General features: G+C 73.1%; 18 protein-coding genes. 11 read left to right on the top strand and 7 right to left on the bottom strand.

Going from position 1 to position 23503, the window contains the following annotated elements:
* Positions 1-104 precede the first annotated feature (104 nt).
* Positions 105-1052, top strand: coding sequence for a phosphotransferase (locus tag I847_RS0112900; RefSeq protein ID WP_028050030.1), 948 nt, complete (start codon positions 105-107; stop codon positions 1050-1052).
* A 129-nt stretch (positions 1053-1181) separates the two neighbouring features.
* On the opposite strand, the gene I847_RS23615 is transcribed toward I847_RS0112900, so the two are convergent.
* The 3 genes from I847_RS23615 to I847_RS26230 all read right to left on the bottom strand — a co-directional run bounded on the left by I847_RS23615 (position 1182) and on the right by I847_RS26230 (position 8889).
* On the bottom strand, positions 1182-4772 hold the full coding sequence (locus I847_RS23615) for an ATP-dependent DNA helicase (RefSeq protein ID WP_081680910.1): 3591 nt from the start codon (positions 4770-4772) through the stop codon (positions 1182-1184).
* A complete protein-coding gene (locus tag I847_RS0112890) occupies positions 4769-7969 on the bottom strand; it encodes an ATP-dependent DNA helicase (protein ID WP_081680876.1) in 3201 nt (1066 codons plus the stop codon). The genes I847_RS23615 and I847_RS0112890 overlap by 4 nt, the downstream gene beginning before the upstream one ends.
* A 68-nt stretch (positions 7970-8037) precedes the next feature.
* Complete coding sequence (locus tag I847_RS26230) at positions 8038-8889, bottom strand: DUF3152 domain-containing protein (protein ID WP_081680874.1); 852 nt, start codon at positions 8887-8889, stop codon at positions 8038-8040.
* A gap of 167 nt (positions 8890-9056) precedes the next feature.
* Between I847_RS26230 and I847_RS0112880 the strand changes: the two genes are divergently transcribed.
* Together I847_RS0112880 and I847_RS0112875 are read left to right on the top strand one after the other, a co-directional pair.
* Positions 9057-9725: a TetR/AcrR family transcriptional regulator gene (locus I847_RS0112880; protein WP_028050028.1), complete on the top strand. Its 669-nt coding sequence runs from the start codon at positions 9057-9059 to the stop codon at positions 9723-9725.
* 78 nt (positions 9726-9803) lie between these two features.
* Positions 9804-10034 carry a DUF3107 domain-containing protein gene (locus I847_RS0112875; protein ID WP_369751732.1) on the top strand — a complete coding sequence of 77 codons (231 nt, stop codon included), beginning with the start codon at positions 9804-9806 and terminating at the stop codon, positions 10032-10034.
* Between the two features lie 69 nt (positions 10035-10103).
* Here I847_RS0112875 and I847_RS0112870 read toward each other — a convergent pair whose 3' ends face one another.
* The gene (locus I847_RS0112870) at positions 10104-10841 is read right to left on the bottom strand and encodes a ferritin-like fold-containing protein (protein WP_028050026.1); all 738 of its coding nucleotides are present in this window, start codon (positions 10839-10841) and stop codon (positions 10104-10106) included.
* A 398-nt stretch (positions 10842-11239) separates the two neighbouring features.
* On the opposite strand from I847_RS0112870, the gene I847_RS0112865 reads away from it, so the two are divergent.
* Positions 11240-12946 carry a DEAD/DEAH box helicase gene (locus I847_RS0112865; protein WP_231384215.1) on the top strand — a complete coding sequence of 569 codons (1707 nt, stop codon included), beginning with the start codon at positions 11240-11242 and terminating at the stop codon, positions 12944-12946.
* Between the two features lie 92 nt (positions 12947-13038).
* Here the strand turns inward: I847_RS0112865 and I847_RS0112860 are convergent, their stop codons facing one another.
* A complete protein-coding gene (locus tag I847_RS0112860) occupies positions 13039-13662 on the bottom strand; it encodes a MarC family protein (protein ID WP_028050024.1) in 624 nt (207 codons plus the stop codon).
* Positions 13663-13667: 5 nt separating this feature from the next.
* On the bottom strand, positions 13668-14510 hold the full coding sequence (locus I847_RS0112855; RefSeq protein ID WP_028050023.1) for a PHP domain-containing protein: 843 nt from the start codon (positions 14508-14510) through the stop codon (positions 13668-13670).
* 42 nt (positions 14511-14552) lie between these two features.
* Here I847_RS0112855 and I847_RS0112850 point away from each other — a divergent pair, with 42 nt between their 5' ends.
* Entirely contained in the window at positions 14553-16067 is a 1515-nt protein-coding gene (locus I847_RS0112850) for an aminopeptidase P family protein (RefSeq protein ID WP_028050022.1), read from the top strand.
* 213 nt (positions 16068-16280) lie between these two features.
* On the opposite strand, the gene I847_RS0112845 is transcribed toward I847_RS0112850, so the two are convergent.
* Positions 16281-16931, bottom strand: coding sequence for a general stress protein (locus tag I847_RS0112845; RefSeq protein ID WP_028050021.1), 651 nt, complete (start codon positions 16929-16931; stop codon positions 16281-16283).
* Between the two features lie 109 nt (positions 16932-17040).
* Here I847_RS0112845 and I847_RS0112840 point away from each other — a divergent pair, with 109 nt between their 5' ends.
* The 6 genes from I847_RS0112840 (at position 17041) to galK (ending at position 23329) form a co-directional block, all read left to right on the top strand.
* Positions 17041-18315: a magnesium transporter MgtE N-terminal domain-containing protein gene (locus tag I847_RS0112840; protein ID WP_028050020.1), complete on the top strand. Its 1275-nt coding sequence runs from the start codon at positions 17041-17043 to the stop codon at positions 18313-18315.
* Complete coding sequence (locus I847_RS0112835) at positions 18308-18868, top strand: DUF1003 domain-containing protein (protein ID WP_028050019.1); 561 nt, start codon at positions 18308-18310, stop codon at positions 18866-18868. Before I847_RS0112840 ends, I847_RS0112835 begins: the two co-directional genes overlap by 8 nt.
* A gap of 28 nt (positions 18869-18896) precedes the next feature.
* A complete protein-coding gene (locus tag I847_RS0112830; RefSeq protein WP_028050018.1) occupies positions 18897-20027 on the top strand; it encodes an Mrp/NBP35 family ATP-binding protein in 1131 nt (376 codons plus the stop codon).
* 79 nt (positions 20028-20106) lie between these two features.
* Entirely contained in the window at positions 20107-20922 is an 816-nt protein-coding gene (locus tag I847_RS0112825) for a DeoR/GlpR family DNA-binding transcription regulator (RefSeq protein ID WP_028050017.1), read from the top strand.
* An 8-nt stretch (positions 20923-20930) separates the two neighbouring features.
* The gene (galT, locus tag I847_RS0112820; protein WP_028050016.1) at positions 20931-22112 is read left to right on the top strand and encodes a galactose-1-phosphate uridylyltransferase; all 1182 of its coding nucleotides are present in this window, start codon (positions 20931-20933) and stop codon (positions 22110-22112) included.
* Positions 22109-23329 (top strand): galactokinase, encoded by a 1221-nt coding sequence (galK, locus tag I847_RS0112815; RefSeq protein ID WP_051274866.1) that lies wholly within the window; start codon positions 22109-22111, stop codon positions 23327-23329. Before galT ends, galK begins: the two co-directional genes overlap by 4 nt.
* The last annotated feature ends 174 nt before the right edge of the window (positions 23330-23503 follow it).

The raw sequence follows: 23503 nt of genomic DNA, 5'->3' as shown, positions 1-23503 counted from the left end.
CGGCTCCGGCAATCGGGACGGCGCCGTACCAACGGTGCAAATCAGGCACGGACACGCCGGGCGGCTCCCCGGGATGCACGGCGCCCCGCTCCTATCCTTGGCGCGTGGTCCGCTCACCCCTCGCCCTGGCCGCACTGGCAACCGTCGCCGTGCCGGGCCTCGACGCGTTCGACGTTCGTCGTCCGCCTCGACCCGGCACCGACTACGACACGGCCGTCGTCATCGACTCCACCCGGCAGCGCTGGGTGGTTCGCGCGCCCCAGCACGCCGCGGCCGGGGCAGCCCTCGAGGCGGAGGCCGTCCTGCTCGGTCTCCTGGGCCCCGAGGCGACCGCCGGACGACTGCCGTTCGCCGTCCCGGTTCCCGCCGGGTTCGCGCACCTGCCCGAGGGCGGCCGCGCCACCGTGCACCTCGAGATCCCCGGTCAGTCGCTGGACATCGAGCACCTGCAGCCCGGTCCGGGTCTCGCGGCGTCGCTCGGTCGCGCGCTCGCTGCGCTGCACGAGCTGCCGACGAGCATCGTCGAGAACGCCGGCCTGCCCGTGTACGACGCGGCCGCGTACCGGCAGCGTCGCCAGGCCGAGGTCGACGAGGCCGCTCGCACCGGCAAGGTGCCGCCTGCGCTCCTGCGCCGGTGGGAGTCCCGGCTCGAGGACGTCGCGCTCTGGCGGTTCCGACCGACCGTCGTGCACGGCGACCTGAGCACCGAGCGCGTCCTCGTGGGCGGCGACACGATCACGGGGATCCTGCACTGGGGCGACGCATGCGTCGCCGACCCGGCCGACGACCTCGCCTGGCTGCTCGTCGCGGCGCCGACCGAGGCGGCCGACTCGATCATGGAGGCGTACCAGCTGCGCCGGACCGAGCTCCTCGACCCGCACCTGGTCGACCGGGCGCTCCTCGCCGGGGAGCTCGCACTGGCCCGCTGGCTGCTGTACGGCGTCCGGACCAACGAGGCCGAGATCATCGACGACGCCGTTGCGATGCTGGTGGACCTCGACGACCACACGCGAGCCCTCGACGAGGCGGAGGCCGAACGCCAGATGGCGTGACGGGCGCGCCTCGTCACTCGTGGCCTCGCCACGCAGTCACTCGCGGGATTCGTCCCGCAGCCACTCCCCGGGGCGCCTCACGCACGCTGTGCGCTCTGGGCTCAGCGCTCTGGGCTCAGCGCTCTGGGCTCAGCGCTCTGCCGGCGCCTCGTCCGCGAGCCCGTCGAGATCGAGCGTCATCTGGTCCGGTGCGCGCCGAGCCTTCTGTCCCGCCCAGCCGGACCGCGTCCGAGCAGGCGAGTTGTCCCGGCTCCCAGCCCGGTTCGTGCCCGCCCCCGCCGGGCGGACGGGACGCGGTTCGGGCATCGCCTCGCGGGCGGTCGCCGCACGCAGGAGCGCCGTGATCTCGACCTCGTCGAGCAGCCGCTCCGGGTAGACCGTCGTCGCCGAACCGACGTAGCAGAACGCCGCCCGGACGCGATCGAGCGGAACGCCGGTCCAGCGCGACCACGCCAGCCGGTATACGGCGAGCTGCACCTCGCGCGCCGCTCGGCTCGCCGCGTCCGTGGGAGGTGCGCCGGTCTTCCAGTCGACGACCACCACTCCGTCGCGACGGGCAGGGTCGGTGAACACGGCATCGATCCGAGACCGCAGCACGTAACCGTCCACCGGCGTCTCGACATCCACCTCGATGGCGATCGGCGACCGGTCCGCCCACTCGGTCGACTGGAACGCCTCGCGCAGCGCTTCCTCGTCCAGGTCCGTGGCGGCCGTGTCGTCGTCGGCACCGGGCAGCGCATCGACATCGACCAGGGCTGCCGAGCCGTACCAGCTCTCCACCCAGGCGTGGAACCGGGTGCCGCGACGGGCCTGCGGCGACGGCTCGGCCGGCACCGGCCTGCGCAGATGTCGCGCGAACTCCGCCGGGTCGTTCTCCAGCCGGACCAGCGCCGAGGCGGACAGGTGCGCCGGCAGCTCCACCACTGCCGAGGGCGTGCGGACGCGTTCCTGCTCGGCCAGCAGCCGGGTCGCGAGAAGCTCCCAGGGATGGGCTTCCGCACCGCCGACCGCCCCCTGCTCCGCCGTCCTGTGGATCGCTGCCCGCACCCGGTGCGCGGCGCTCTCGACGTGCGCACGTCGCGTCGACGCACCGTCGGTCCCGAACGGGTCCGCCGGCCAGGAGGCCGCCAGGACGAGGGCGGCGCGAGGGTTCTCCTCGCCGTCAGCCGGCGCAGGCTCCCACGCGTCGAGCTCGACCAGCCCAGCCTCTGCCAGCTCGTGCAGGAACGTCGACACCTTGCGTGCGCGCGACCCGTCCCCCCACCACGCGGCCGTCAGGAACAGGTGGGTGCGGGCCCGCGTCAGCGCGACGTACGCCAGTCGGCGCTCCTCGGCCACCTGGTGGTCGCCCGCGCGGAACACGAAGTCCTTGCGGCGCTCCTCCAGGTCCTTCGGGTCCGCGGCTCCCCCGTAGGCGAACTCCGGCAGGTCGTGTCGGTCGCCGCGCAGCGGGTACGGCAACGAGCCCAACCCGGTCAGCCACGCCGAGTCCTTCGGTCCTTCCTTGCCCTGCGTCGCGGTCGCGGGCAGGCCGCCGTCCACCAGTCCGGCCACCGCGACCAGGTCCCACTCGAGCCCCTTGGCCGCGTGCACCGTGATCAGCTGCACGGCATCCGGGTCGGGCTCGGCGACCGGCATGTCGAGCCCGTGCTCCTTCGCCTCGGCCGCCTCCAGCCAGGCCAGGAAGCCGCCGAGGTTCGGATGGTCCGCGGACCGTGCGAACTCGCCAGCGACGTCGCGGAACGCATCCAGCTGGGCTCTCGCCCGGCCGGGCGTCGTGCCGGCACGGGCAGCGACCTCGATGTCCAGGCCGAGGAGGCGCTCCGCCTCCCCGACGAGCTCGGGCACCGACAGGTAGGTGTGCGACCGGACGACCCGGAGCAGCGCGGCGAGGTCGAGGAGCCGCGCCCGTCCGGTTGCGCTCAAGGTCCGCCCGCTGCGACTGGTCCACCCGGCTGCCGGAAGCTCCCCGATCGCGTCGAGCGCGTCGACGATGCTGCGCTCGTCGACAGCATCGGCCTCCACCAACGGCGCGACGCCGACGTCGCACGCGTCGCCCGGAGCGGCTGCGCGCGCGCCCGGGATGGCCTCGACGCGATCGGTCGGAACCCGCGACGTGCCCGTGTGCCGGGCCGCAAGCTCGCCCGCCCATGCCGCCAGTGCGTGCAGATCGGCGGCGCCCAGTGCGGTGCGCGCGCCCGTGAGCAGGCGCATGAGCGCGTCGCCACGCGACGGGTCGTGCGCGGCCTGCAGCACGGCGACGAGGTCCACCACCTCGGGCGCGGACAGCAGTCCGCCGAGTCCGACGACCTCGACCGGCAGACCTCGGGCCCGCAGGGCACGCCGCAGCGGCTCGAACTGCGAGCGCTTGCGGCACAGCACCGCGGCGCTCACCCGCGCCGACCCGTCGACCGCCGGTCGCCACCGCTCGGCGACGAACGAGGCCACAGCCGTCGCCTCGTCCTCGACCGTCGCTGCCACGAACCCGTGGACGCGACCCTCGCCCGCGCCGGGGCGGGCGGCGAGGACCGGAACCTCGACACGGGTGCTCGCTGCGCGCAACGGACCCGCGACGTGGTTGGCAGCGGCGAGGATCCGTGAGTCGTTGCGCCACGACGTCGACAGCTGGTGCACGTCAGCCGGGTTCCGGGAGCCGTCCGCGTGGACCTGCGGGAACTGGGTCGGGAACCCTTCGAGGCCACCCGCGCTGGCACCCCGCCAGCCGTAGATCGACTGGTGCGGGTCGCCGACCGCGGTCACGGGATGCCCCTCGCCGAACAGGGCGCCGAGCAGCGTCAGCTGCGCGTAGGAGGTGTCCTGGTACTCGTCGAGCAGCACGACGCGGAACCGCGTGCGCTCTGCGACACCCACCTCCGGGACGTCGAGAGCCAACCGCGCGGCGAGCGCCACCTGGTCGCCGAAGTCGATGGCGTCCGCGGCGCGCTTGCGCTGCCGGTACTCCGCGACGAGCTCCAGCACGCGGACGCGTTCCCCGAGCGACCGGACCAGCTTCTTGATCTCCGCGTAGGGCTCACGCGGCGGCGTCCCCGACGGCGTCGCGAGCAGACCGTCGACGATGTCCTCGATGCCGCCGCGCGCCGCGGCCGGGTCGAGAAGGTGCTCGTCGAGGGCGCCCGAGAGGGTCAGCACGGCCTCGATCACGGTGGAGGTCGCCGCGTCGGTGTCGAGATCCCCGCTCCACGCCTCGACCACGTCGCTCGCCAGCTGCCACTGCGCGGCCTCGCCGAGCAGGCGGGCGGACGGGTCGAGGCCCAACCGAAGCGCATGGTCCGTGACGAGCGAGGCGGCGTAGGAGTTGTAGGTGGAGATCGTCGGCCGCGCGAGTCCCGAGAGTGCGTCGCCGCCTGCGGTCTCCGCGAGCGCGACCCCTTGGGCGGCCGCCGCCCGGGACAGTGTCCGGAGCCGCTTGCGCACCCGTTCGGCGAGCTCACCGGCGGCCTTGCGGGTGAACGTCAGCCCGAGGACCTGGTCTGGCTGCACCACGCCGTTGGCCAGCAGCCACACCACGCGGGCCGCCATCGTCTCGGTCTTTCCCGATCCCGCACCGGCGACGACGAGCGACGGCGCGAGCGGCGCCTCGATGATCCGACGCTGTTCGTCGGTCGGCGCAGGCTGGTCCACGAGCTCCGCGATCCGGGCGGCCGACAAGGTGGGTGTCGTGTGGGGCCCGAGCAGCAGGTCCGTCGTCGGGAGGGTCATGCGACCACCTGTCCGCCCTCGCCACGCGCCGGGCACGAGCGCCGGACCGGGCACCGGTCGCAGAGGTCGTTCGCCGTCGCCTCGAACGTCGACGCCGCCATCCGATCGGCGACCTGGTCGACCATCACGCGAGCCCAGCTGGGCTCGTCGGTCTCCGGGCCCAGAGCGGGCTGTACCCGGGTTGCGGCTGCCGCGCCCGTCCCCAGGTAGACCAGCTGGGCCCCACCGCTGGTCACGCCGGGCGGCAGGTCCCCGAACGCCCCTGCGTCCACGGCGAGCTGGTAGGCGCCGAGCTGAGGATTCTCCGCCGCCTTGGCCACGCTCGGCGGGCTGGCACCGGTCTTGAGGTCCACCACGCGCACCGTGCCGTCGTCCGCCTGCTCGATCCGGTCGACACTGCCCCGCAGGGTGGCGCGGTCGGTCTCGAGCAGGAAGGCACCCTCCACCAGGAGCGGCTCGCCCGCGGAGCGCAGGTAGCCGGCGAGCCGGTGCACCATCGCGTCCGCACGCCGCCGCGTCGCGATCGCCGGCCAGCCCGTGCCGAGCCCGAGCTCGCCCCAGCGACGGTCCAGTGCCGCAGAGAGCTCGGCCTCGGTCCCTTGTGGCCACTCCTGCGCGATCGCGTGCAGCAGCGTGCCGAGGTTCTGGCCACCGCTCGCGGACGCGGTACCCCCGGCCGTCTCGAGCGCCCAGCGCAGGGCGCATCGCTGCGCGGTCTCGACCTTCGAGGGCGAGATCGGCACACGCTCGCCGGGCGCCCAGAGCGGGATGTCGCTCGACGGAGCCGCGAGCCCCAGCCACTCCCCCGGGTCGGCGCCCGAGACGCCCGCCGCGGCAAGCCGGGCCAGGGTCGGCGCCGCTGCGGGCTCCGGCTCCGCCCCGTCGACAGCCGACTGCTCGAGGTGCGCCCGCAGCTGGGCGACCAGGCCACGCAGGTCCAGGGGCGCGGGCGCGCTCGTCCGACGGGGATCGGCGTCCTCGTCGTTCGGCTCCACCAGCTCGACGAACAACGACGGCTGCTGGTCGACGTCCTCGACGGCCGTCACGAGCAGCGACGTGCGCGCCCGGGAGCACGCCACCGCGAAGGTCCGCAGCTCGTCGGCGAGCACGGCCCGCCGCGCCTCGGACGCCTGCCGCGCAGGGTCGGAGGACGCGCTCGCTCGCCCCGCGACCACATCCACCAGCGCCTGCGCGCCGAGCAGCGAGTCCCGCAAGCGCAGGTCCGGCCACGTTCCGTCCTGCACCCCGGCAACCACCACGACCTCCCACTCCCGACCGGCCGCACCGGCGGGGGTGAGCACCTGGACCGACGCGCGTCGAGCGCGTGCGGCGAGCGAGTCGGACGGCAGGTCCTGCGCCTGGAGCCAGTCGACGAACGCGGCGGGCGTCGAGCGCGGCATCCGGTCCACGAACGTCTCGGCGGCCCGGAACACCGCCAGGACCGCGTCCAGGTCCCGGTCCGCCCGCTCGCCTGCGGAGCCGCCCGCCAGCGCCGACCGTCGCCAGGCCTCCGCCTGGCCGGCCGCGTCCCAGAGGGCCCACAGCACGGTCTGCGCGTCGGCGTCGGGACGCTCGGCCGCAGCACGTCCGGCGGCGAGCACACGGGCCAGGCGGACGACGGGTCGCGCGGCGAGCGGCAGCTCGTCGGAGGCCTGCCCGCCCAATGCCTCCACCAGCAGCACGTCGCTGGCCCGACCTCCCCCGCCGGCAAGCTCGTGCGCGCGAAGCGCCCGACGGACGCGTCGCAACCCGACCGCGTCCAGGCCCCCGAGCGGCGAGCACGCGAGACGCGTCGCTGCACCGGCGTCCAGCGGCACGACACCCGTGCACGCCCGCATCGCGTCGAGGAGGGGCGCCACGGCGGGCTCGTCGCGCAGGGGCACGTCGCTGCCGAGGACGCTCACGGGGACCGCAGCGCCTGCCAGCGAGCGGCGAAGTGCCGTGACCTGTGCACCCGTCGGTGCGATCACGGCCATGTCACCCCAGGGCACACCGCGCTCGATGTGCGCCGTCCGCAACGCGTGGGCGACGTACGCGGCCTCCTGGGCGGTGCTCGGCAGGAGTGCGACGCGCGCCCCCGTGCCGGCCTGCCCGACGGCGGTAGCCAGCCGGTGCCGGACCACGCCGACCGTCCCGATCCGCTCCGTGATCCGCTCCACCACCTGGCGCATCGCGGCGTCGTGGCGCCACACGGTCGACAGTGTCGAGGTGCGGGCACCGAGCTCGCCCGGACCGGTGCCGGTGACGACCGCACGCCCGACCAGCGACGGCGCGGCGCCACGGAACGTCTGCACGGCAGCATCGGGATCGGCGAGCAGGACGACGCGCGCGCCGTCGTCGGCCAGGGCGCGCACGAACCGGGCCGTGGCGGACGTGCTCTCCTGGTGGTCGTCCACGACGACCAGGCTCCAGCGCGGGCGGACGGCCCCGGCGACCTCGTCCTCCCAGGTCACCAGCGCCTGCGCCGCCTCGTCGACGACGATCGCGGGGTCGAGGCGCGCGCCGAGGTCCGGCGTGCCGGTGCGCAGCTCGACGATGTCCAGGTACTCCTCGTACAGGTGGGCGGCGCTGACCCAGGCAGGTCTGCTGTGCACGCGACCGAGGTCGGCGAGGTCCGCGGGGCGTACGCCACGCTCGGCCGCGCGCATGAGCAGGTCGCGCAGCTCGTCGCGGAACGGGCGCAGCCGCAGGACGTCGGGCCGCACCTCGGCCGGCCAGGCGATCGGAACGCCGTCGCCGGCCGCGTGCCCGGCCAGCAGCTCGCCCAGCATCAGGTCCTGCTCGGCCCCCGAGACCAGCGTCGGCGGGGGTTCACCGAGAAGCGCGGCACGTGCCCGCAGCACGGAGAACGCCGCCGCAGCGGCGGTCTGCACCAGCGGCCTGCCCGAGGTCGCCCGCAGCCGGGCCGAGAGGCGGTCCCGCAGGTCTGCCGCCGATCGCCGGCTCGACGCGATGACCAGCACGTCGTGCGGGTCGGTCCCGGCATCGACCGCTGCGACCACCGACTCCAGCGCGACCGTCGTCTTGCCCGTCCCCGGCGCGCCCAGCACGAGCAACGCCCGGTCGGTGCCGCGGGCCACGGCTGCAACAGCAGCAGCCTGCTCCGCGTCGAGGTGGACCAGCGAGCCCGGCCCGGAGGCGGGGACGTCGGCCAACGCCGGACGCACGAGGCGCAGGGCGGGCGTCGCGGTGGTCACGCAGACGAGTCCATCACGAGCCACCGACAGGCTCGAGCGCGACCCGCGCAGGACAGCGGATCAGCGTCCTACGGGAACGGCCACGCGTTCGGCAGGCAGGGGGCCACCTGATAGCTCTGCTGCTGCATGACGGGCGCGACCTTGCCGGCCCCGCCGCACCTGGCGTGCTGGTGCCCGAGCAGGTGTCCGACCTCGTGGTTCACCAGGTACTGCCGGTACATGGTCTTGTCGGACGCGAACTCCGGCGTCGCCTCGACCCACCGTCGCAGGTTCAGAGCGGCGTGCCCGGCCCGCCCGCAGGAGACCTCCCCGCCGGTCCGCAGCGGGGCGCACAGCGCGTCGACGGTCTTGGGTGAGGCGAGCAGCACGCGGATCTCCGCCTCGCCGTCGGTGCGCGCGAACGACATCGACCCGTCGCCGCCCCAGCTGCGCGGGTCGTTGAGCGTCGACATGACGGTCGCAGCGAACGCTGCACCGTCCACGGCCAGACCCTGCTCGACCTCCACCCGGACGGTCCGGACCGCGCCGATCCCCGGTCCCGGCTCGCTTCCGGGGACGACGACGAACGACCCGCCCGCGACCTCGGGCACGTTCGCCGACAGCAGCCCGGCGGAGACGTCGGCGGCGGTCAGGCCCGGCGGCAGGGCGGCGACGCTCGGTACCCCGTCCACGATCGGGGGGGCCGACGACGGAGCGACGACAGGGTCCGGCTCACCGGACGACCGGCCGGCGGTACGGCCCTGCAAGCCCATCCGGTCGAGCTCCGCGAGCGGGTCGTCCTGGGCGAAGGGCGCAACTGCGTCGAGGCCGTCGGAAGCGTCGGCCGTGGCACTCGTCGACACCCCGAACAGGCTCTCCGTGCGCGGGTCCCCGGCGGCCACGAACGCGGTTCCCGCACCCGCGACGAATCCGACGACCATCGCCAGGACAAGAGGACCGCGACGACGGGTTCGGGCTCGACTGCGGCGCACACGCCTCTGCGCACGGCGGTGCGCGAGCGGTGCTTCGTCGCCTTTCCGGCCTTCGCCGGGGATCGTCACACCACCATCGTCGCATCGTTGACACAACACGTCGCTACCATCACGGGATGACGGCCGGGAAAGACGACTCCACCCCTCGTCCGCGCAGCCCGCGGATGGCCCGAGACGAGCGCCGGGCGCAAGTGCTCCGCATCGCCCAGGAGCTCTTCTCCACAGAGGGCTACCACCACGTCTCCATGGACGACATCGCCGAGCGCGCCGAGGTGAGCAAGCCGGTGCTCTACCGGCACTTCCCCTCCAAGCTCGACCTGTACCTCGCCGTCGTCGACCTGCGCGGCACCGACCTGCTCGTCGCAGTCGACGCCGCCGTGGCCGGCATCGAGCAAGGACCGGTCCGACGAGGTGACGGGCGCGACGTCATCGCGGCGATCGTGCAGGCCTACGTCATGTTCGTGGAGAGCGCGGGTGAGGCGTCCGTCCTGCTCTTCGAGTCCGACGTCACGCACGACGCCGATGTCCGCGCACGCGTCGAGCACGCCTCGTCGCAGGCTGCGCTCCGGATCACGACGGTGCTGTCCGAGGTCACGGCCTTGTCGCTGGAGGATGCCGGCCTCTTGGCCATCTCGCTGATCGCCATGGCGCAAGGGGCGGCGACGCACCGGCTGCGCAAGCCGGACGACGTGGCGCCCGAGCGCACGGTCGAGCTGGTGACGCAGCTCGCCTGGGGTGGGGTGTCCGCGCTCATCCGGCCCGACTTCGTCTACGAGGACGCCTAGGATCGGACGATGTGCCCCGGCGGACCGCCGGTCGGCAGCGACAGCTTGAGTACCGACAGTTCGAGAAGGACGGTAGAGATGACGGTGGAGATCACCATCGGCGTGCAGAACTCGCCCCGCGAGATCAGCCTGGAGTCGGACCAGACGCCCGACGAGATCGGCGCCGTCGTCGCAGCCGCTCTCAGTGGTCGCCCGACCCTCGAGCTCACCGACGTGCGCGGTCGCCGCGTGATCGTGCCGGTCGCGAGCCTCGGCTACATCGAGATCGGTTCGGAGACCAAGGGCCGGGTCGGTTTCGGCAACATCTGACGACGCGACAGCAGCGAGCCCCGGACGGTCACGTCCGGGGCTCGTCGTCTGAGGACGGTCAGGCGCCGGTCAGGCGGTGAGGCCGAGGCGGGCCATCCGGCGGGTGTGCGCCGCGGTGAGCTCCCCGAAGAGCTTGGTCGGCGCGCCGTTGGCGGGCGCCGAACCGTCGACCGGTGTCCGCGCGGAACCGAGCGCGACGAGCCGGACGAGCGCGGGGCGCTGCACGAGCAACCGCTGCACCACGCCGAGCGCCTCTCCGACCAGGCGGCGGCCCCACAGTGCGAGGCGCGCGGTCAGCACACCGTCCGCGGACCCGGCCGCATCGAGCTCGGCCACGGCCAGCTCGGCGTGCGACGCGTCGTCGAGGACCTCGAGGACGATCGCCCGCGACCCCTCGTCGAGACCCTCCGCGGCCATCCTGCAGAAGTCGTCGGCGACGCCATACCCGACGTAGGCCTTGAGCAGCCGCTCCCACCACGTGCTGGGCTGGGTGCGGGCGTCGAAGTCGTCGAGGACATGGTCGTACTCCCGCACGGCCTCGACCGGGTCGCCGCCGATCTCGGTGATCCGGGCCAGGATCCGGTCGCGCCGAACGACGGCGCCGGCAGCGAACCGGCTCAGCTCGAGCCGTTGCTCGATGGTCGGCGCGAGCGCCGCGTCCGCGGCGAGCCGGCCGAACGCGACGTGCTCGAGCTGGGCGACGAGTCCGAGCAGCTCGACCGCGTCGGCGAGCTCCAGGGCGCTGCTCTCCTCGGTGTGACCGGCGGGTCGTCCAGCGGTCTCGGGTCGCGAGGGGATCGTCGTCATCCGAGGATCGTAGTCCGGTCCTGGACGGTCGGAAGGGGCGTCGGCGGGTCCGGGACGAGTCGACGGGTCGGTCAGATAGACTGGACCGGTAATTCGGTTGCCCGGTCGTCTCGTACGCAAGAGTTTGCACAAGAGAACCGACCCACCTCGCTCAGCCCCGGACCCGTCCGGACGACGCTCGCGAGTCGCCTTTCACGATCGGCTGCCGGCCACATCGCGTGGTGAACTCCGCTGTCGCCCGGGACGCTCCGACGAACTTCTCGTCGGCCTCGGACAGCGCGCGGACCACCACCCTTCGCAGTGAAGAGCCTTTGGTGACGACGACCGACATCAGCCCGACCGCGCCCGACGACATGCCCGACCAGATCGCAGACCAGGTGTCTGCCCTGGCGGCGCCCATGTCCCGCCCGCTCAAGAACACCTGGTCCTCCGTGCAGGCCGTCGAGGCCTCGTTCGCGGACTTCGACGTGCGCCCCGAGATCGTGCAGGCGCTGGCCGACGCCGGGATCACCCACCCCTTCCCCATCCAGGCGATGACCCTGCCCGTGGCACTGTCCGGCCACGACATCATCGGCCAGGCGAAGACCGGGACCGGCAAGACGCTCGGCTTCGGCGTGCCGATGCTGCACCGCGTCGTCGCCCCCGGCGAGGAGGGCTACGACCAGCTGCCCGAGCCTGGCAAGCCGCAGGCGCTCGTCGTCGTCCCCACCCGCGAGCTCGCGGTGCAGGTGGCCGGCGACCTCGCCACGATGAGCTCCCGCCGTGCCGTGCGCGTGCTCCAGGTCTACGGCGGGCGCGCGTACGAGCCGCAGATCGCCGCGCTCAACAGCGGCGTCGACGTGGTCGTCGGGACGCCCGGCCGCATGATCGACCTGCTCAAGCAGCGCCACCTCGACCTGTCCCGCGTCAAGGCTGTCGTGCTCGACGAGGCCGACGAGATGCTGGACCTCGGCTTCCTGCCCGACGTCGAGACCCTCCTGAGCGCCACCCCGGCCAGCCGTCACACGATGCTCTTCTCGGCGACCATGCCGGGCGCGGTCGTCGCGATGGCCCGCCGGTACATGACCCAGCCGACCCACATCCGGGCCGCCGACCCCGACGACGACGGCCAGACGGTCAAGAACATCAAGCAGGTCGTCTACCGTGCGCACGCGCTGGACAAGGTCGAGCTCCTGAGCCGGATCCTGCAGGCGAACGGCCGCGGCCTGACCATCGTCTTCGCCCGCACCAAGCGGACGGCCGCCAAGGTGGCCGACGACCTGATCGAGCGCGGCTTCGCCGCCGGCGCGCTGCACGGCGACCTCGGCCAGGGTGCCCGCGAGCAGGCCCTGCGCGCGTTCCGGCACGGCAAGGTCGACGTCCTCGTCGCCACCGACGTGGCCGCCCGCGGCATCGACGTCGAGGCCGTCACGCACGTCATCAACTACCAGTGCCCCGAGGACGAGAAGACGTACCTGCACCGCACGGGCCGCACCGGCCGCGCGGGCGCCAAGGGGACCGCCGTCACGTTCGTCGACTGGGACGACATCCCCCGCTGGGGCCTCATCGACAAGGCGCTCGGCCTCGGCATCCCCGAGCCCGTCGAGACGTACTCCAGCTCGGCGCACCTGTTCGCCGACCTCGACATCCCCGCCGGCACCAAGGGCCGCCTGCCCAAGTCGCAGCAGACCCGCGAGGGGCTCGGCGCCGAGAAGCTCGAGGACCTCGGCGAGACCGGCAAGCGGGGCGGCGGCACGCGTCCGTCCGGCCACGACCACCGGTCGGGCGGTTCCGGCAGCAGCGCTCCTGGCAACGGTGGCTCGCGGGCCGGCTCGTCCACGCCGCGCACGAGCACACCGCGTCCCGAGTCCGCCGACGGCGAGCCCCGCGAGGGCGGCTCGCGGCGTCGCCGCGGTGGCCGCGGCCGTGGCCAGGGCGGCGAGGGTGGCGCGACGACCGACGCGTCGTCGGCTGACAGCACGACCGGTTCGACGGCGAACGTCAGCGGCGAGCCCGGCACCGGCCCGGCCGCGGGTGCCCGTCGCAGCAGGAACCGCCGTCGCACGCGCAGCGGCGCCAGCGCGGGCACGGAGAGCTCGGCACCGGCTCCGTCCACGGACGCCTGACACCAGCACCACGACCAACGGGCACGTGCTCCACAGCGGAGTGCGTGCCCGTTCGTCGTCGCCCGGTGCACGGGAGGGCGCCGTCGCCGCCGCTACGCAGCCTTGATGAACGCCTCCACGGCGTTCGCGATGAGCTGGACCGCGATGGCCGCGAGCAGGAGGCCGGCGATCCGGGTCACCAGGATGGTGCCGCCGTCGCCGAGCACCCGGTGGATCACGTTGGCGAACCGCATGGCCAGGTAGAGGCACACGTGCACGGCGAAGACGCCGAGTGCGATCGCCACCCAGTCGGCAGCGGTCTGGTCGGACTGCTGCACGAAGACCATCGCCGCGACGATCGCCCCGGGGCCGGCCAGCAACGGCGTCCCGAGCGGGACCAGTGCCACGTTGACGCGGCCGTCGCCCGCGGGCTGCGGCTGCTCCATCTTCCCGGTCAGCAGCTCCATGGAGACGAGCAGCAGGAGCAGACCTCCCGATGCCTGCAGGGCGGGCAGCGTGATCTGGAGGTAGTCGAGGAGCTTCTGACCGAACAGCGCGAACGCGACGATCACGCCGAGCGCGACCAGCACGGCCTGCCGGGCGGCCCGGTTGCGCTGCTGGCGGGTCATCGCGGCGGTCAGCCCGAGGAAGATCGGCACGGTGCCAGGTGGGTCCATGATCACGAAGAGCGTGATGAAGACCGAGCCGAACAGCTGCCAGTCGATGACTGTGTCCATGGGCTCTACGACCGTACGACCTTCGTCGTGCCCTGGTCCTCGATCGCCGCGAGCACCTCAGGGTCGGTCAGGTTCTCCCCGAGCCGGTTGGACTTGCCGGACCCGTGATAGTCGCTCGACCCGGTCACCAACAGGCCGAGACGCTGGGCGATCGCCGTCAGGCGGGCACGCTGCGCGGGGCTGTGGTCCCGGTGGGCGACCTCGAGCCCGGCCAGACCGGCGTCGGCAAGGGCGTCGAAGACGGCGTCGGGCACCACCTCCCCACGCGCGTCGGCGCCCGGGTGCGCGAAGACGGGCACACCGCCCGACGCCCGGATCGCCCGCACGGCGTCGACCCCGGCGGGGGCGTAGTGCGGCACGTGGTACGGACCGTCCGCACGCAGGAGGCGGGCGAAGGCGGCGTTCCTGTCAGGCACGATCCCGCGCGCGACGAGGGCGTCTGCGATGTGGGGGCGGCCGAGGACGACTGCGTCGTGGGACTGCGCGACGACGTCGTCCCACGTGATCGGGTAGTCCTGGGCGAGCAGCTCGACCATCGCGCGTGCTCGACCGACACGCGCGTCCCGGGTCTTGTCGAGCTCGGCCGTCAGGGCGCTGTGCGAAGGGTCCTGCAGGTAGGACAGCAGGTGGATGCTGATGCCGTGGGCGCGCGCCGACACCTCGGTGCCGAGCACGAGGTCGATCCCGTGCCGACGCGCCGATTCGGACGCCTCGTCCCACCCGACGGTGGTGTCGTGGTCGGTCAGTGCGACGACGTCGAGGCCTGCGGCGGCAGCGGCCGCGAGCACCTCCCCGGGCGCCTCCGTGCCGTCGGACGCGGTGGAGTGGGTGTGAAGGTCGATGCGCACGACCCCACGGTAGCGGTGGGCCCCGGTGCGAAGATGGAGTCCATGAGCGAGGAGAGCACGTCCGAGCAGCCCCTGGCGGATCGCGGCACGAACCGGTCCCAGCGACCGTCGTCGGCGGAGTTCCTCCGGTTCATCACCTCGGGCTGGGGAGAACGCCCCGCGTCGAGCGTGACGCGCGGCCCGGCCGCGGACGCCACGGCGAGCCGTCGCTCCGAGATCTCCGGCCGTTTCCCCGGCGAGCGTCTGGTGATCCCGGCGGGCACGTTCAAGGTCCGCTCCAACGACACCGACTACCGGTTCCGCCCGCACTCCGCCTTCGCACACCTCACGGGTCTCGGCGTCGAGCAGGAGCCGGACGCGGTGCTCGTCCTGCATCCCGTCGCGGACGGATCGGGCGACGACGGCAGCGGGCACCAGGCGGTCCTGTACATCCGTCCGCTGGCGGGCAGGGACACCGAGGAGTTCTTCTCCGACAGCCGCTACGGCGAGTTCTGGGTGGGCGCCCGCCCGACGCTCGAGGACATCGAGACGCTCACCGGCGTGCGGACGGCCCACATCGACGACCTGCGCGACGCGCTCGCCAAGGACGTCGGCGAGGACGGCGTCCAGCTGCGGGTGGTGCCCGAGGTCGACGAGGCGATCGAGGCGGTCGTCGAGGAGATCCGAGCGGCCGAGCAGGCAGGCGTCCGGGACGAGGTGCTCGCCGAGGCGCTCTCGGAGCTGCGGCTGGTGAAGGACGCGTACGAGATCGAGCAGCTGCGCCTCGCCGTCGCGACGACGATCGACGGCTTCGAGAAGGTCGTGCGCAGCCTGCCGGCCGCGACAGCGCACCCGCGCGGTGAACGCGTGATCGAGGGGACGTTCCTCGGGCACGCGCGCGAGGAGGGCAACGCGGTCGGCTACGAGACGATCGCCGCCGCCGGCGAGCACGCGACGACGCTGCACTGGACGGACAACGACGGCCGGGTGCGCGAGGGCGAGCTGGTCCTGATCGACGCGGGCGTCGAGATCGACTCCCTGTACACCGCCGACATCACGCGGACGCTGCCTATCGACGGCACGTTCACGGAGGTGCAGCGACGGGTCTACCAGGCTGTGCTCGACGCCGCCGACGCCGGGTTCGCGGCCGCGGTGCCTGGTGCCAGGTTCCGGGACGTGCACGCCGCGGCGATGAAGGTGATCGCCGAGCGGCTCTTCGAGTGGGGGCTGCTCCCGGTGTCCGCGGAGGACTCGCTCCTGCCGGAGAACCAGCACCACCGTCGCTGGATGGTGCACGGGACGAGCCACCACCTCGGCCTCGACGTGCACGACTGCGCACAGGCCCGGGCGGAGCTGTACCTGGACGGCGTTCTCGAGTCGGGCATGGTGTTCACCATCGAGCCGGGCCTCTACTTCAAGTCCGACGACCTGCTCGTGCCGCAGGAGTACCGCGGGATCGGGGTGCGCATCGAGGACGACGTGCTCGTCACGGCGGACGGCAACGAGAACCTCTCGGCGGCCCTGCCGAGGGACCCCTCCGCCGTCGAGGCCTGGATGGCCGGACTTCGCTCCGAGTAGTCGAACGGCCCGACCATCGCGCGTCACACCGGCGCAGGGACGATCCGCGTCCCGCTCGCACCGGGAGGCACGTGATGGAAGGACTCTCTGCTCTGCTGTTCTCGAGGATCGCGCACGGCGAGATCCGCAGCGCCCTGCCTGATGCGCCGACGACCGAGCCGCCGCTGACGTACGCAGAGCGTCGGGCCGCGCGCATCCGCCACCGGGCCGCGGCTAGGGCCGTTCGCTCGGCGGAGTCGGTGGTGCGGTCGGCGGCGAGGTCCGCGGCGCGTCGTCGACAGGGGGCGGTGGCCCCGCAGGCGGGAACGCACCCGGTGGACCCGACGGTGCTGTGGTGGTGACGGCGGGGGTGGCGGCGGGTTGCCCGAACCAGCCGCCCTGCACGCCGCCGATCTCGCGCAGCAGGTTGCGTGCCCTGTTCGCCTGCTCCCCCCGGCACAGCAACGCGTACGACGACGCGACGATCTGGCTGGTCGACGTGAAGTCGCGGCGGCGGCGCGTCAGCGAGTACGTCACGACCGAGAAGAGCATGCCGAACCCGCCGCCGATGACGATCGCCGAGAAGATCGGGGTGCCGGACCCCTCGGTGGAGAACAGCGTGAGCAGGAGCCCGACGAACAGCCCGAGCCACGCACCGGTGAGGAACCCCCCGAGGGCGGCGCGCGGGTAGGACAGCCGTCCCGTGACGCGCTCGACCATCCGCAGGTCGGTGCCGACGATCGTGACGAGCTGCACCGGGAAGTCCTTGTCCGCGAGGTGCGCGACGGCTCGCTGCGCCTGCAGGTACGTGTCGTAGGCGGCGACGGTCTCACCCTGTGGCTGCGTCGGGACGCCCGGGGGACGGTTCGAGCCGGAGAACGACATACCGCCATCCTCTCCCCACCGCAGTTCGAGCGACCACCCGGTGACGGTCCGTGGAACACCGGGCGTCGGTGTCAGGTCTATGCCGTGGCTCCGGTCTAGGCTGACCGGCGTGAGCAGCGTCGGGACCAGGGTCTTCGTCGCGCGCCTTGCCGGGACGAGCGTGTTCGACCCCCTCGGAGACCAGGTGGGACGGGTGCGCGACGTCGTCGTGCTGGTGCGCCTCAAAGGCGCGCCCCGGGCCGTCGGGCTGGTCGTCGAGGTCGGCAGTCGTCGCCGCGTGTTCCTGCCTCTCACGCGCGTCACGTCGATCGACTCCGGGCAGGTGATCTCGACCGGCCTGGTCAACATGCGTCGCTTCGAGCAGCGCGCGTTCGAGACCCTCGTCGTCGGTGAGCTGTTGGACCGCACCGTCGAGTTCGTCGACGGAACGGGTGTCGCGAGCATCGAGGACGTCGCCATCGAGCTGCAGCGCAACGGCGACTGGGTGGTCTCCAAGGTGTTCGTCCGCCGTCGCCCCGTGGGCCGTTCCGGCCTTCTGCGCCGGCGCGGCGAGACCGTGCTCGTCTCCGTCGACGAGGTCGTGGGGCTCGCGCAGCCGAGTGCGGCGCAGGGTGCGGAGCTGATGCTCGCGCAGTACGAGGACCTCAAGCCGGCCGACCTCGCCGACGTGCTGCACGACCTCGGCCTGACGCGACGGCTCGAGGTGGCCAGCGCGCTGGACAACGAGCGGCTCGCCGACGTGCTCGAGGAGCTGCCCGAGGACGACCAGGTCGGCATCCTGCAGGGCCTGGCACGCACGCGCGCAGCCGACGTCCTGGAGGCCATGCAGCCCGACGACGCGGCCGACCTGCTCGGGGAGCTGCCCGACGACCAGCAGGCCGAGCTGCTGGAGCTGATGGAGCCCGAGGAGGCTCGCGACGTCCGACGGCTGCTCGCCTACGAGGACAACACGGCCGGTGGCCTGATGACCACCGAACCGGTGATCCTGGGCCCGGAGACACCGATCGCCGCGGCCCTCGCACACGTGCGTCGCCAGGACCTGACGCCCGCGCTGGCCTCGATGGTGTTCGTCGCGCGGCCGCCGCTGGAGACGCCGACGGGTCGCTTCATCGGCGTCGTGCACCTGCAGCGGCTGCTGCGCGAACCGCCGCACGAGGCCATCGGGTCGATCATCGACACCGACATCGAGGCGCTGCCGGTCGGCGCCCCGCTGCTCGCCGTCACGCGGCAGCTCGCCACGTACAACCTGCTGGCCCTGCCGGTCGTCGACGCCGAGAAGCGTCTGCTCGGCGTCGTCTCGGTGGACGACGTGCTCGACCACCTGCTGCCCGAGGACTGGCGCGAGACCGACGACGAGGACCAGCTGGGGGTGAGCCGTGGCTGACCGCCTGGACACCCCACGGGAGACCCGACGCGTCCTGATCCGCCGCCCGCAGATCGACGAGGACGCCTCCGGCAAGATCTCGGAGAGCATCGCCCGGTTCCTGGGCACGCCGCGGTTCATCATCTACCTGACCCTGTTCTGCATCCTCTGGATCGGGTGGAACGTCTACGCGCCGGAGCACCTGCGTTTCGACCAGGCCGCCAACGGGTTCACGGCCCTCACCCTGGTCCTGTCGCTCCAGGCGTCGTACGCCGCGCCGCTCATCCTGCTCGCGCAGAACCGGCAGACCGACCGCGACCGGGTCCAGGCCGAGCAGGACCGCCAGCGCTCCGAGCGCAACCTCGCCGACACGGAGTTCCTGGCCCGCGAGATGGCGGCTCTGCGCATCGCGCTGTCCGAGGTCGCCACCCGCGACTTCGTCCGCTCGGAGCTGCGGGCACTGCTCGAGGACATGCTCGCCGACCGCGACGTCGGCGCGGATCCAGACGCGGAGCCGAGGTCCAAGGACTCGAAGAAGTCGCGTCGGACGCAGCGTCCGAGCGACGGCGGATGAGCGGCGCGGGCCCACCTACGATGGGGGCATGTCCGACCTGTTGACCGACGCGATCCGTGCCGCCCTGGCAGGCGTGCTCGACCCGGAGATCAAACGACCGATCACCGACCTGGGCATGGTCCGCTCGATCGACCTGACCGGCAGCCACGCCCGGATCGGGATCGACCTGACGACCCCCGGCTGCCCCCTCAAGGACACGCTGACCAGGGACGTGACTGCGGCGGCCGCGGCGGTGGACGGCGTCGCCACCGTCGACGTGGTGTTCGGCGTCATGTCTGCGGAGCAGCGCGCGGACCTGCGCACGCTCCTGCGCGGTCCCGGCGCCGAGCCGGTCATCCCGTTCGCTCAGCCGCAGTCGCTGACCAAGGTGTTCGCGATCGCGTCGGGCAAGGGCGGCGTGGGCAAGTCCTCCGTCACGGCCAACCTCGCCGTCGCGATGGCGGCAGACGGCCTGCGTGTCGGCATCGTGGACGCGGACATCTACGGCTTCTCGATCCCCCGCATGCTCGGCGTGACGCGCCAGCCGACCCGGGTCGACGACATGCTGCTGCCGCCGGAGGCGTTCGGCGTGCTCGTCGTGTCCATCGGGATGTTCGTGCCGCCGGGGCAGCCGGTCGTCTGGCGGGGTCCCATGCTCCACCGCGCGCTGCAGCAGTTCCTCGCGGACGTGTTCTGGGGTGACCTGGACGTGCTGCTGCTCGACCTGCCGCCCGGCACCGGCGACATCGCGATCTCCGTGGCCCAGCTGCTGCCCAGCTCCGAGCTCGTGGTGGTCACGACGCCGCAGGTCGCTGCGGCGGAGGTTGCGGAGCGCGCCGGTTCGATCGCGGTGCAGACGCGGCAGAACGTGGTCGGCGTGGTGGAGAACATGTCCTGGCTCGCGCAGCCGGACGGGTCGCGGCTCGAGCTGTTCGGGTCGGGCGGCGGCCAGCGGGTGGCCGACAACCTCTCGAACCTCACAGGGAGCGAGGTTCCCCTTCTCGGGCAGGTTCCCCTGGACCCGCGTCTGAGAGAAGCCGGCGACGGCGGCTACCCGGTGGTGCTGTCGGAACCGGACTCGCCGGCTGCCGAGGTGTTGCGCGGCGTGGCGCGGTCTCTCGCAGCACGGCGTCGTGGCCTGGCAGGGCGGTCACTGGGGCTCTCGCCGGCAGGCCGGTGAGGAAAATCACCCGCCGATCTGACGACGCAGCGCTCGTTGGCACGTTGGGTGCTGTTCGATCTCGTGTGATGATGTTCAAATGCTCGCCTCTCAGCGCCAGGAGCGCATCCTTTCCGCCGTCCGCGCACACGGAGCCGCCCGCGTAGCGGAGCTGGTGGAGAGCCTCGACGTCTCGGACATGACGGTCCGCCGCGACATCGCCGAGCTCGCCCGGGCCGGCCTCCTGCGCCGCGTGCACGGCGGTGCTGTCGCGTCCGACGCGCCCGGACGGCCCACTGACGAGCCCGGCTTCGACGCCAAGCGTGCCTGGGCCAGCGCCGAGAAGACGGTCATCGCACAGGCCGCCCTCGGCACGATCGAGCCCGGGCAGGCCATCGCGATGTCCGCCGGCACGACGACCTACCTGGTGGCGGAGCTCATCGCGCAGGACCCCACGCTGCGCCCGCTCACGGTTGTCACCAACAGTCTGCGGATCGCCGACGTGCTGCACAGCGCCCCCGGTGTCCAGGTCATCCTCACGGGTGGTGTGCGCACGCCGTCCGACGCCCTCGTCGGCCCGGTCGCCGACTCGACACTGGCGAGCCTGCGCGTCGACCGCACGTACCTCGGCGTGCACGGATTCGACGCCTCGGGCCTGACCACCCCCAACCTGGCGGAGGCCGCCACGGACCGCGCGCTCATGTCGTGCGCGGCGGTCACCACCGTCCTTGCCGACCACAGCAAGTGGGGCGTGGTCGGCCTCGCCCGCATCGTGCCTCTCGACGACGTGGACACCGTGATCAGCGACGACTCCCTCCCCTCGGACGCGCGTCGACAGCTGACCGGCGGAGCCACCCAGCTCCGCCTCGTCACGGTGGGGCAGCCCAGCTCCACAGCCCCGGAGGAACAGTCGTGAGCGGGCCCATGCGACCGCCTGTCCGTCTGACGAGGACCCACCTGGCCGACGGCCGCGAGCTGCTCTACTTCGACGACAGCGAGCCCTACGTCTCCGGCAGCAGGACCCGTCGCCTCGACGACCCGCGGCCGCTGCCGGACCGCTTCGCCCCGATCACCGGGCCCGACGGGGTCGTCCACCGCCTCACCAGCCCCGAGCTGCGGCGAGATCCTCTGACCGGTGAGTGGATCCCGATGGCCGCGCACCGGATGGACCGCACGTTCCTGCCGCCGGCGGACGCGAACCCGCTCGCACCGGCCCAGCCGGGTGCCGTCTACCAGGACGGCGAGGTCCCGGCGGAGGACTACGACGTGGTCGTCTTCGAGAACCGGTTCCCGTCGCTGCTCGCCGTGCCGGACGTCCCGGACACGCCGACCCTCCGCTCGCACGAGCCGCTGTGGACCGTGCGGCCGGCCGCCGGGCGCTGCGAGGTCATCTGCTTCTCGTCGGACCCGACGGCGTCCCTGAGCACGGTGGGCCCGCACCGCATGCGCACGATCATCGAGGCCTGGGCGCAGCGGACCGAGGCGCTCAGCGCGCTGCCGGGCATCGAGGAGGTGTTCGTCTTCGAGAACCGCGGCAAGGAGATCGGCGTCACGCTGCACCACCCGCACGGGCAGATCTACGCCTTCCCGTACGTCACCCCGCGGACGCAGGCGAAGCTGGCCGAGGCCCGTGCCTACACATCGCGCACCGGACGCCTGCTCGGGCGTGACGTGCTGGACGCCGAGCTCGAGCACGCCGAGCGCATCGTGATCGAGTCGGAGCACTGGGTGGCCTACGTGCCGTTCGCTGCGCGCTGGCCCGTCGAGGTGCACCTGGTCCCGCGCCGGGACGTGCCGGACCTCCCGTCGCTCAGCGACGACGAGCGCGAGGACCTCGCCGGCACCTACCTCGCACTGCTGCAGCGTCTCGACCGGTACTTCGTCGGCCCGCAGGGCGAGGCGATCGCGCTGCCGTACATCTCGGGCTGGCACCAGGCGCCCGTCGGTGACGGCCGCGACGTCTCACGCCTGCACCTGGAGATCTTCTCGGTCCTGCGCGCACCCGGCAGGCTGAAGTACCTGGCCGGCGTGGAGTCGGGGGTCGGGGCCTGGATCAGCGACACGACGCCCGAGCGGATCGCGGCCCGGCTGCAGGAGCTCGCGTGAGCGCAGCTGCTGCGGTGCGTTGGATCGAGGCCTGGACGCCCGAGCAGGGCAGCGCGCGGGTCCGGAGCCTCTTCGAGGCGCGCTTCGCCGACGGCGCCCCCGACGGCACCTGGTCGGCTCCCGGCCGGGTCAACCTGATCGGCGAGCACACCGACTACAACGGCGGCCTGTGCCTGCCGATCGCGCTCCCCCACCGCACGTACGTCGCCCTGCGGCGTCGCGACGACGACCTCGTCCGGCTCGTGTCCGCCCAGGAGCCCGACGGTGTGCGCGAGGTCGCGCTCGGGGCGGTCGCTCCCGGCACGGTGGACGGCTGGGCGGGTTACGTCGTCGGCGTCGCCTGGGCGATGCGCGAGGCGGGGCTGGCGGTCGGCGGCTTCGACGTCGCGGTCGACTCGTGCGTTCCTTACGGCGCCGGGCTGTCGTCGTCGGCGGCGCTCGAGGCATCGGTCGCGGTCGCGCTCGACGCCGTGTTCGGCCTCGGCCTGGCACGTCCCGGGGACGACGCGGGCCGCACGCAGCTCGCGACGATCTGCGTGCGCGCCGAGAACGAGATCGCCGGCGCCCCGACCGGCGGCATGGACCAGGCGGCCGCCCTGCGCGCACGCCCGGGACACGCCTTGCTGCTCGACTGCCTCGACGGGTCGGTGCGGCAGGTGCCGTTCGACCTGGCCGCGCACGACCTCACGCTCCTCGTCGTCGACACGCGCGCCGAGCACGCGCTCGTGGACGGCCAGTACGCAGCCCGTCGGGCGTCGTGCGAGGCCGCGGCCGCCCGCCTGGGCGTCGAGACGCTCCGCGAGATCACCGTCGATCCCCGGGGCCTGGAGTGGGCGCTCGACAAGCTCGACGGCGAGGAGCAGGTGCGCCGCGTCCGGCACGTGGTCACGGAGATCGACCGTGTGACCTGGTTCGTCGCCCTGCTCGACGCGGGTGTGGTGGACGCGGTCGGCCCGCTGATGAACGCGTCGCACGCCTCGCTCCGCGACGACTACGAGGTGTCCTGCCGCGAGCTCGACGTGGTGGTCGGCTCGGCGATGGCGTCGGGCGCGATCGGTGCCCGGATGACGGGGGGCGGCTTCGGAGGATCGGCGATCGCGCTCGTGCGCACGGACGCCGTCGAGCAGGTCGCGCAGGCCGTGGCGGAGGCCTTCGCCGACGCCGGGCTCCACCCTCCCGCGTTCCTCGTCGCCACTGCGCAGGCGCCCGCCGCCTGAGGCGGCACGCCGTTCGACCCGATCGCGCTACTGCGTACTGCACAGTAGTGCTCGAAGCGTGGTTGCCCGGTCGAGGAATCATCCCGCGGACGGATCCACCGCCACCTGCGCGGGCAGTACGGTCCGTGCAGTCGTCCGCATTCCAGCACTGACGCCAGCACCACCCCGGGGGAA

This window comes from Cellulomonas sp. URHD0024, assembly GCF_000426185.1.
Taxonomy (GTDB): domain Bacteria; phylum Actinomycetota; class Actinomycetes; order Actinomycetales; family Cellulomonadaceae; genus Cellulomonas.
The sequence above is the reverse complement of the archived record's forward strand: the minus strand, read 5'-3'. Positions and strand labels throughout refer to the sequence as shown.

Bases quoted from the DNA above. Each gene is read 5' to 3' on its own strand.
- I847_RS23615 (WP_081680910.1), bottom strand. From the start codon at position 4,772: ATGACCCTCCCGACGACGGACCTGCTGCTCGGGCCCCACACGACACCC.
- I847_RS26230 (WP_081680874.1), bottom strand. From the start codon at position 8,889: ATGGTCGTCGGATTCGTCGCGGGTGCGGGAACCGCGTTCGTGGCCGCC.
- I847_RS0112880 (WP_028050028.1), top strand. From the start codon at position 9,057: ATGACGGCCGGGAAAGACGACTCCACCCCTCGTCCGCGCAGCCCGCGG.
- I847_RS0112875 (WP_369751732.1), top strand. From the start codon at position 9,804: ATGACGGTGGAGATCACCATCGGCGTGCAGAACTCGCCCCGCGAGATC.
- I847_RS0112870 (WP_028050026.1), bottom strand. From the start codon at position 10,841: ATGACGACGATCCCCTCGCGACCCGAGACCGCTGGACGACCCGCCGGT.
- I847_RS0112865 (WP_231384215.1), top strand. From the start codon at position 11,240: ATGTCCCGCCCGCTCAAGAACACCTGGTCCTCCGTGCAGGCCGTCGAG.
- I847_RS0112860 (WP_028050024.1), bottom strand. From the start codon at position 13,662: ATGGACACAGTCATCGACTGGCAGCTGTTCGGCTCGGTCTTCATCACG.
- I847_RS0112850 (WP_028050022.1), top strand. From the start codon at position 14,553: ATGAGCGAGGAGAGCACGTCCGAGCAGCCCCTGGCGGATCGCGGCACG.
- I847_RS0112845 (WP_028050021.1), bottom strand. From the start codon at position 16,931: ATGTCGTTCTCCGGCTCGAACCGTCCCCCGGGCGTCCCGACGCAGCCA.
- I847_RS0112830 (WP_028050018.1), top strand. From the start codon at position 18,897: ATGTCCGACCTGTTGACCGACGCGATCCGTGCCGCCCTGGCAGGCGTG.
- I847_RS0112825 (WP_028050017.1), top strand. From the start codon at position 20,107: ATGCTCGCCTCTCAGCGCCAGGAGCGCATCCTTTCCGCCGTCCGCGCA.
- galT (WP_028050016.1), top strand. From the start codon at position 20,931: ATGCGACCGCCTGTCCGTCTGACGAGGACCCACCTGGCCGACGGCCGC.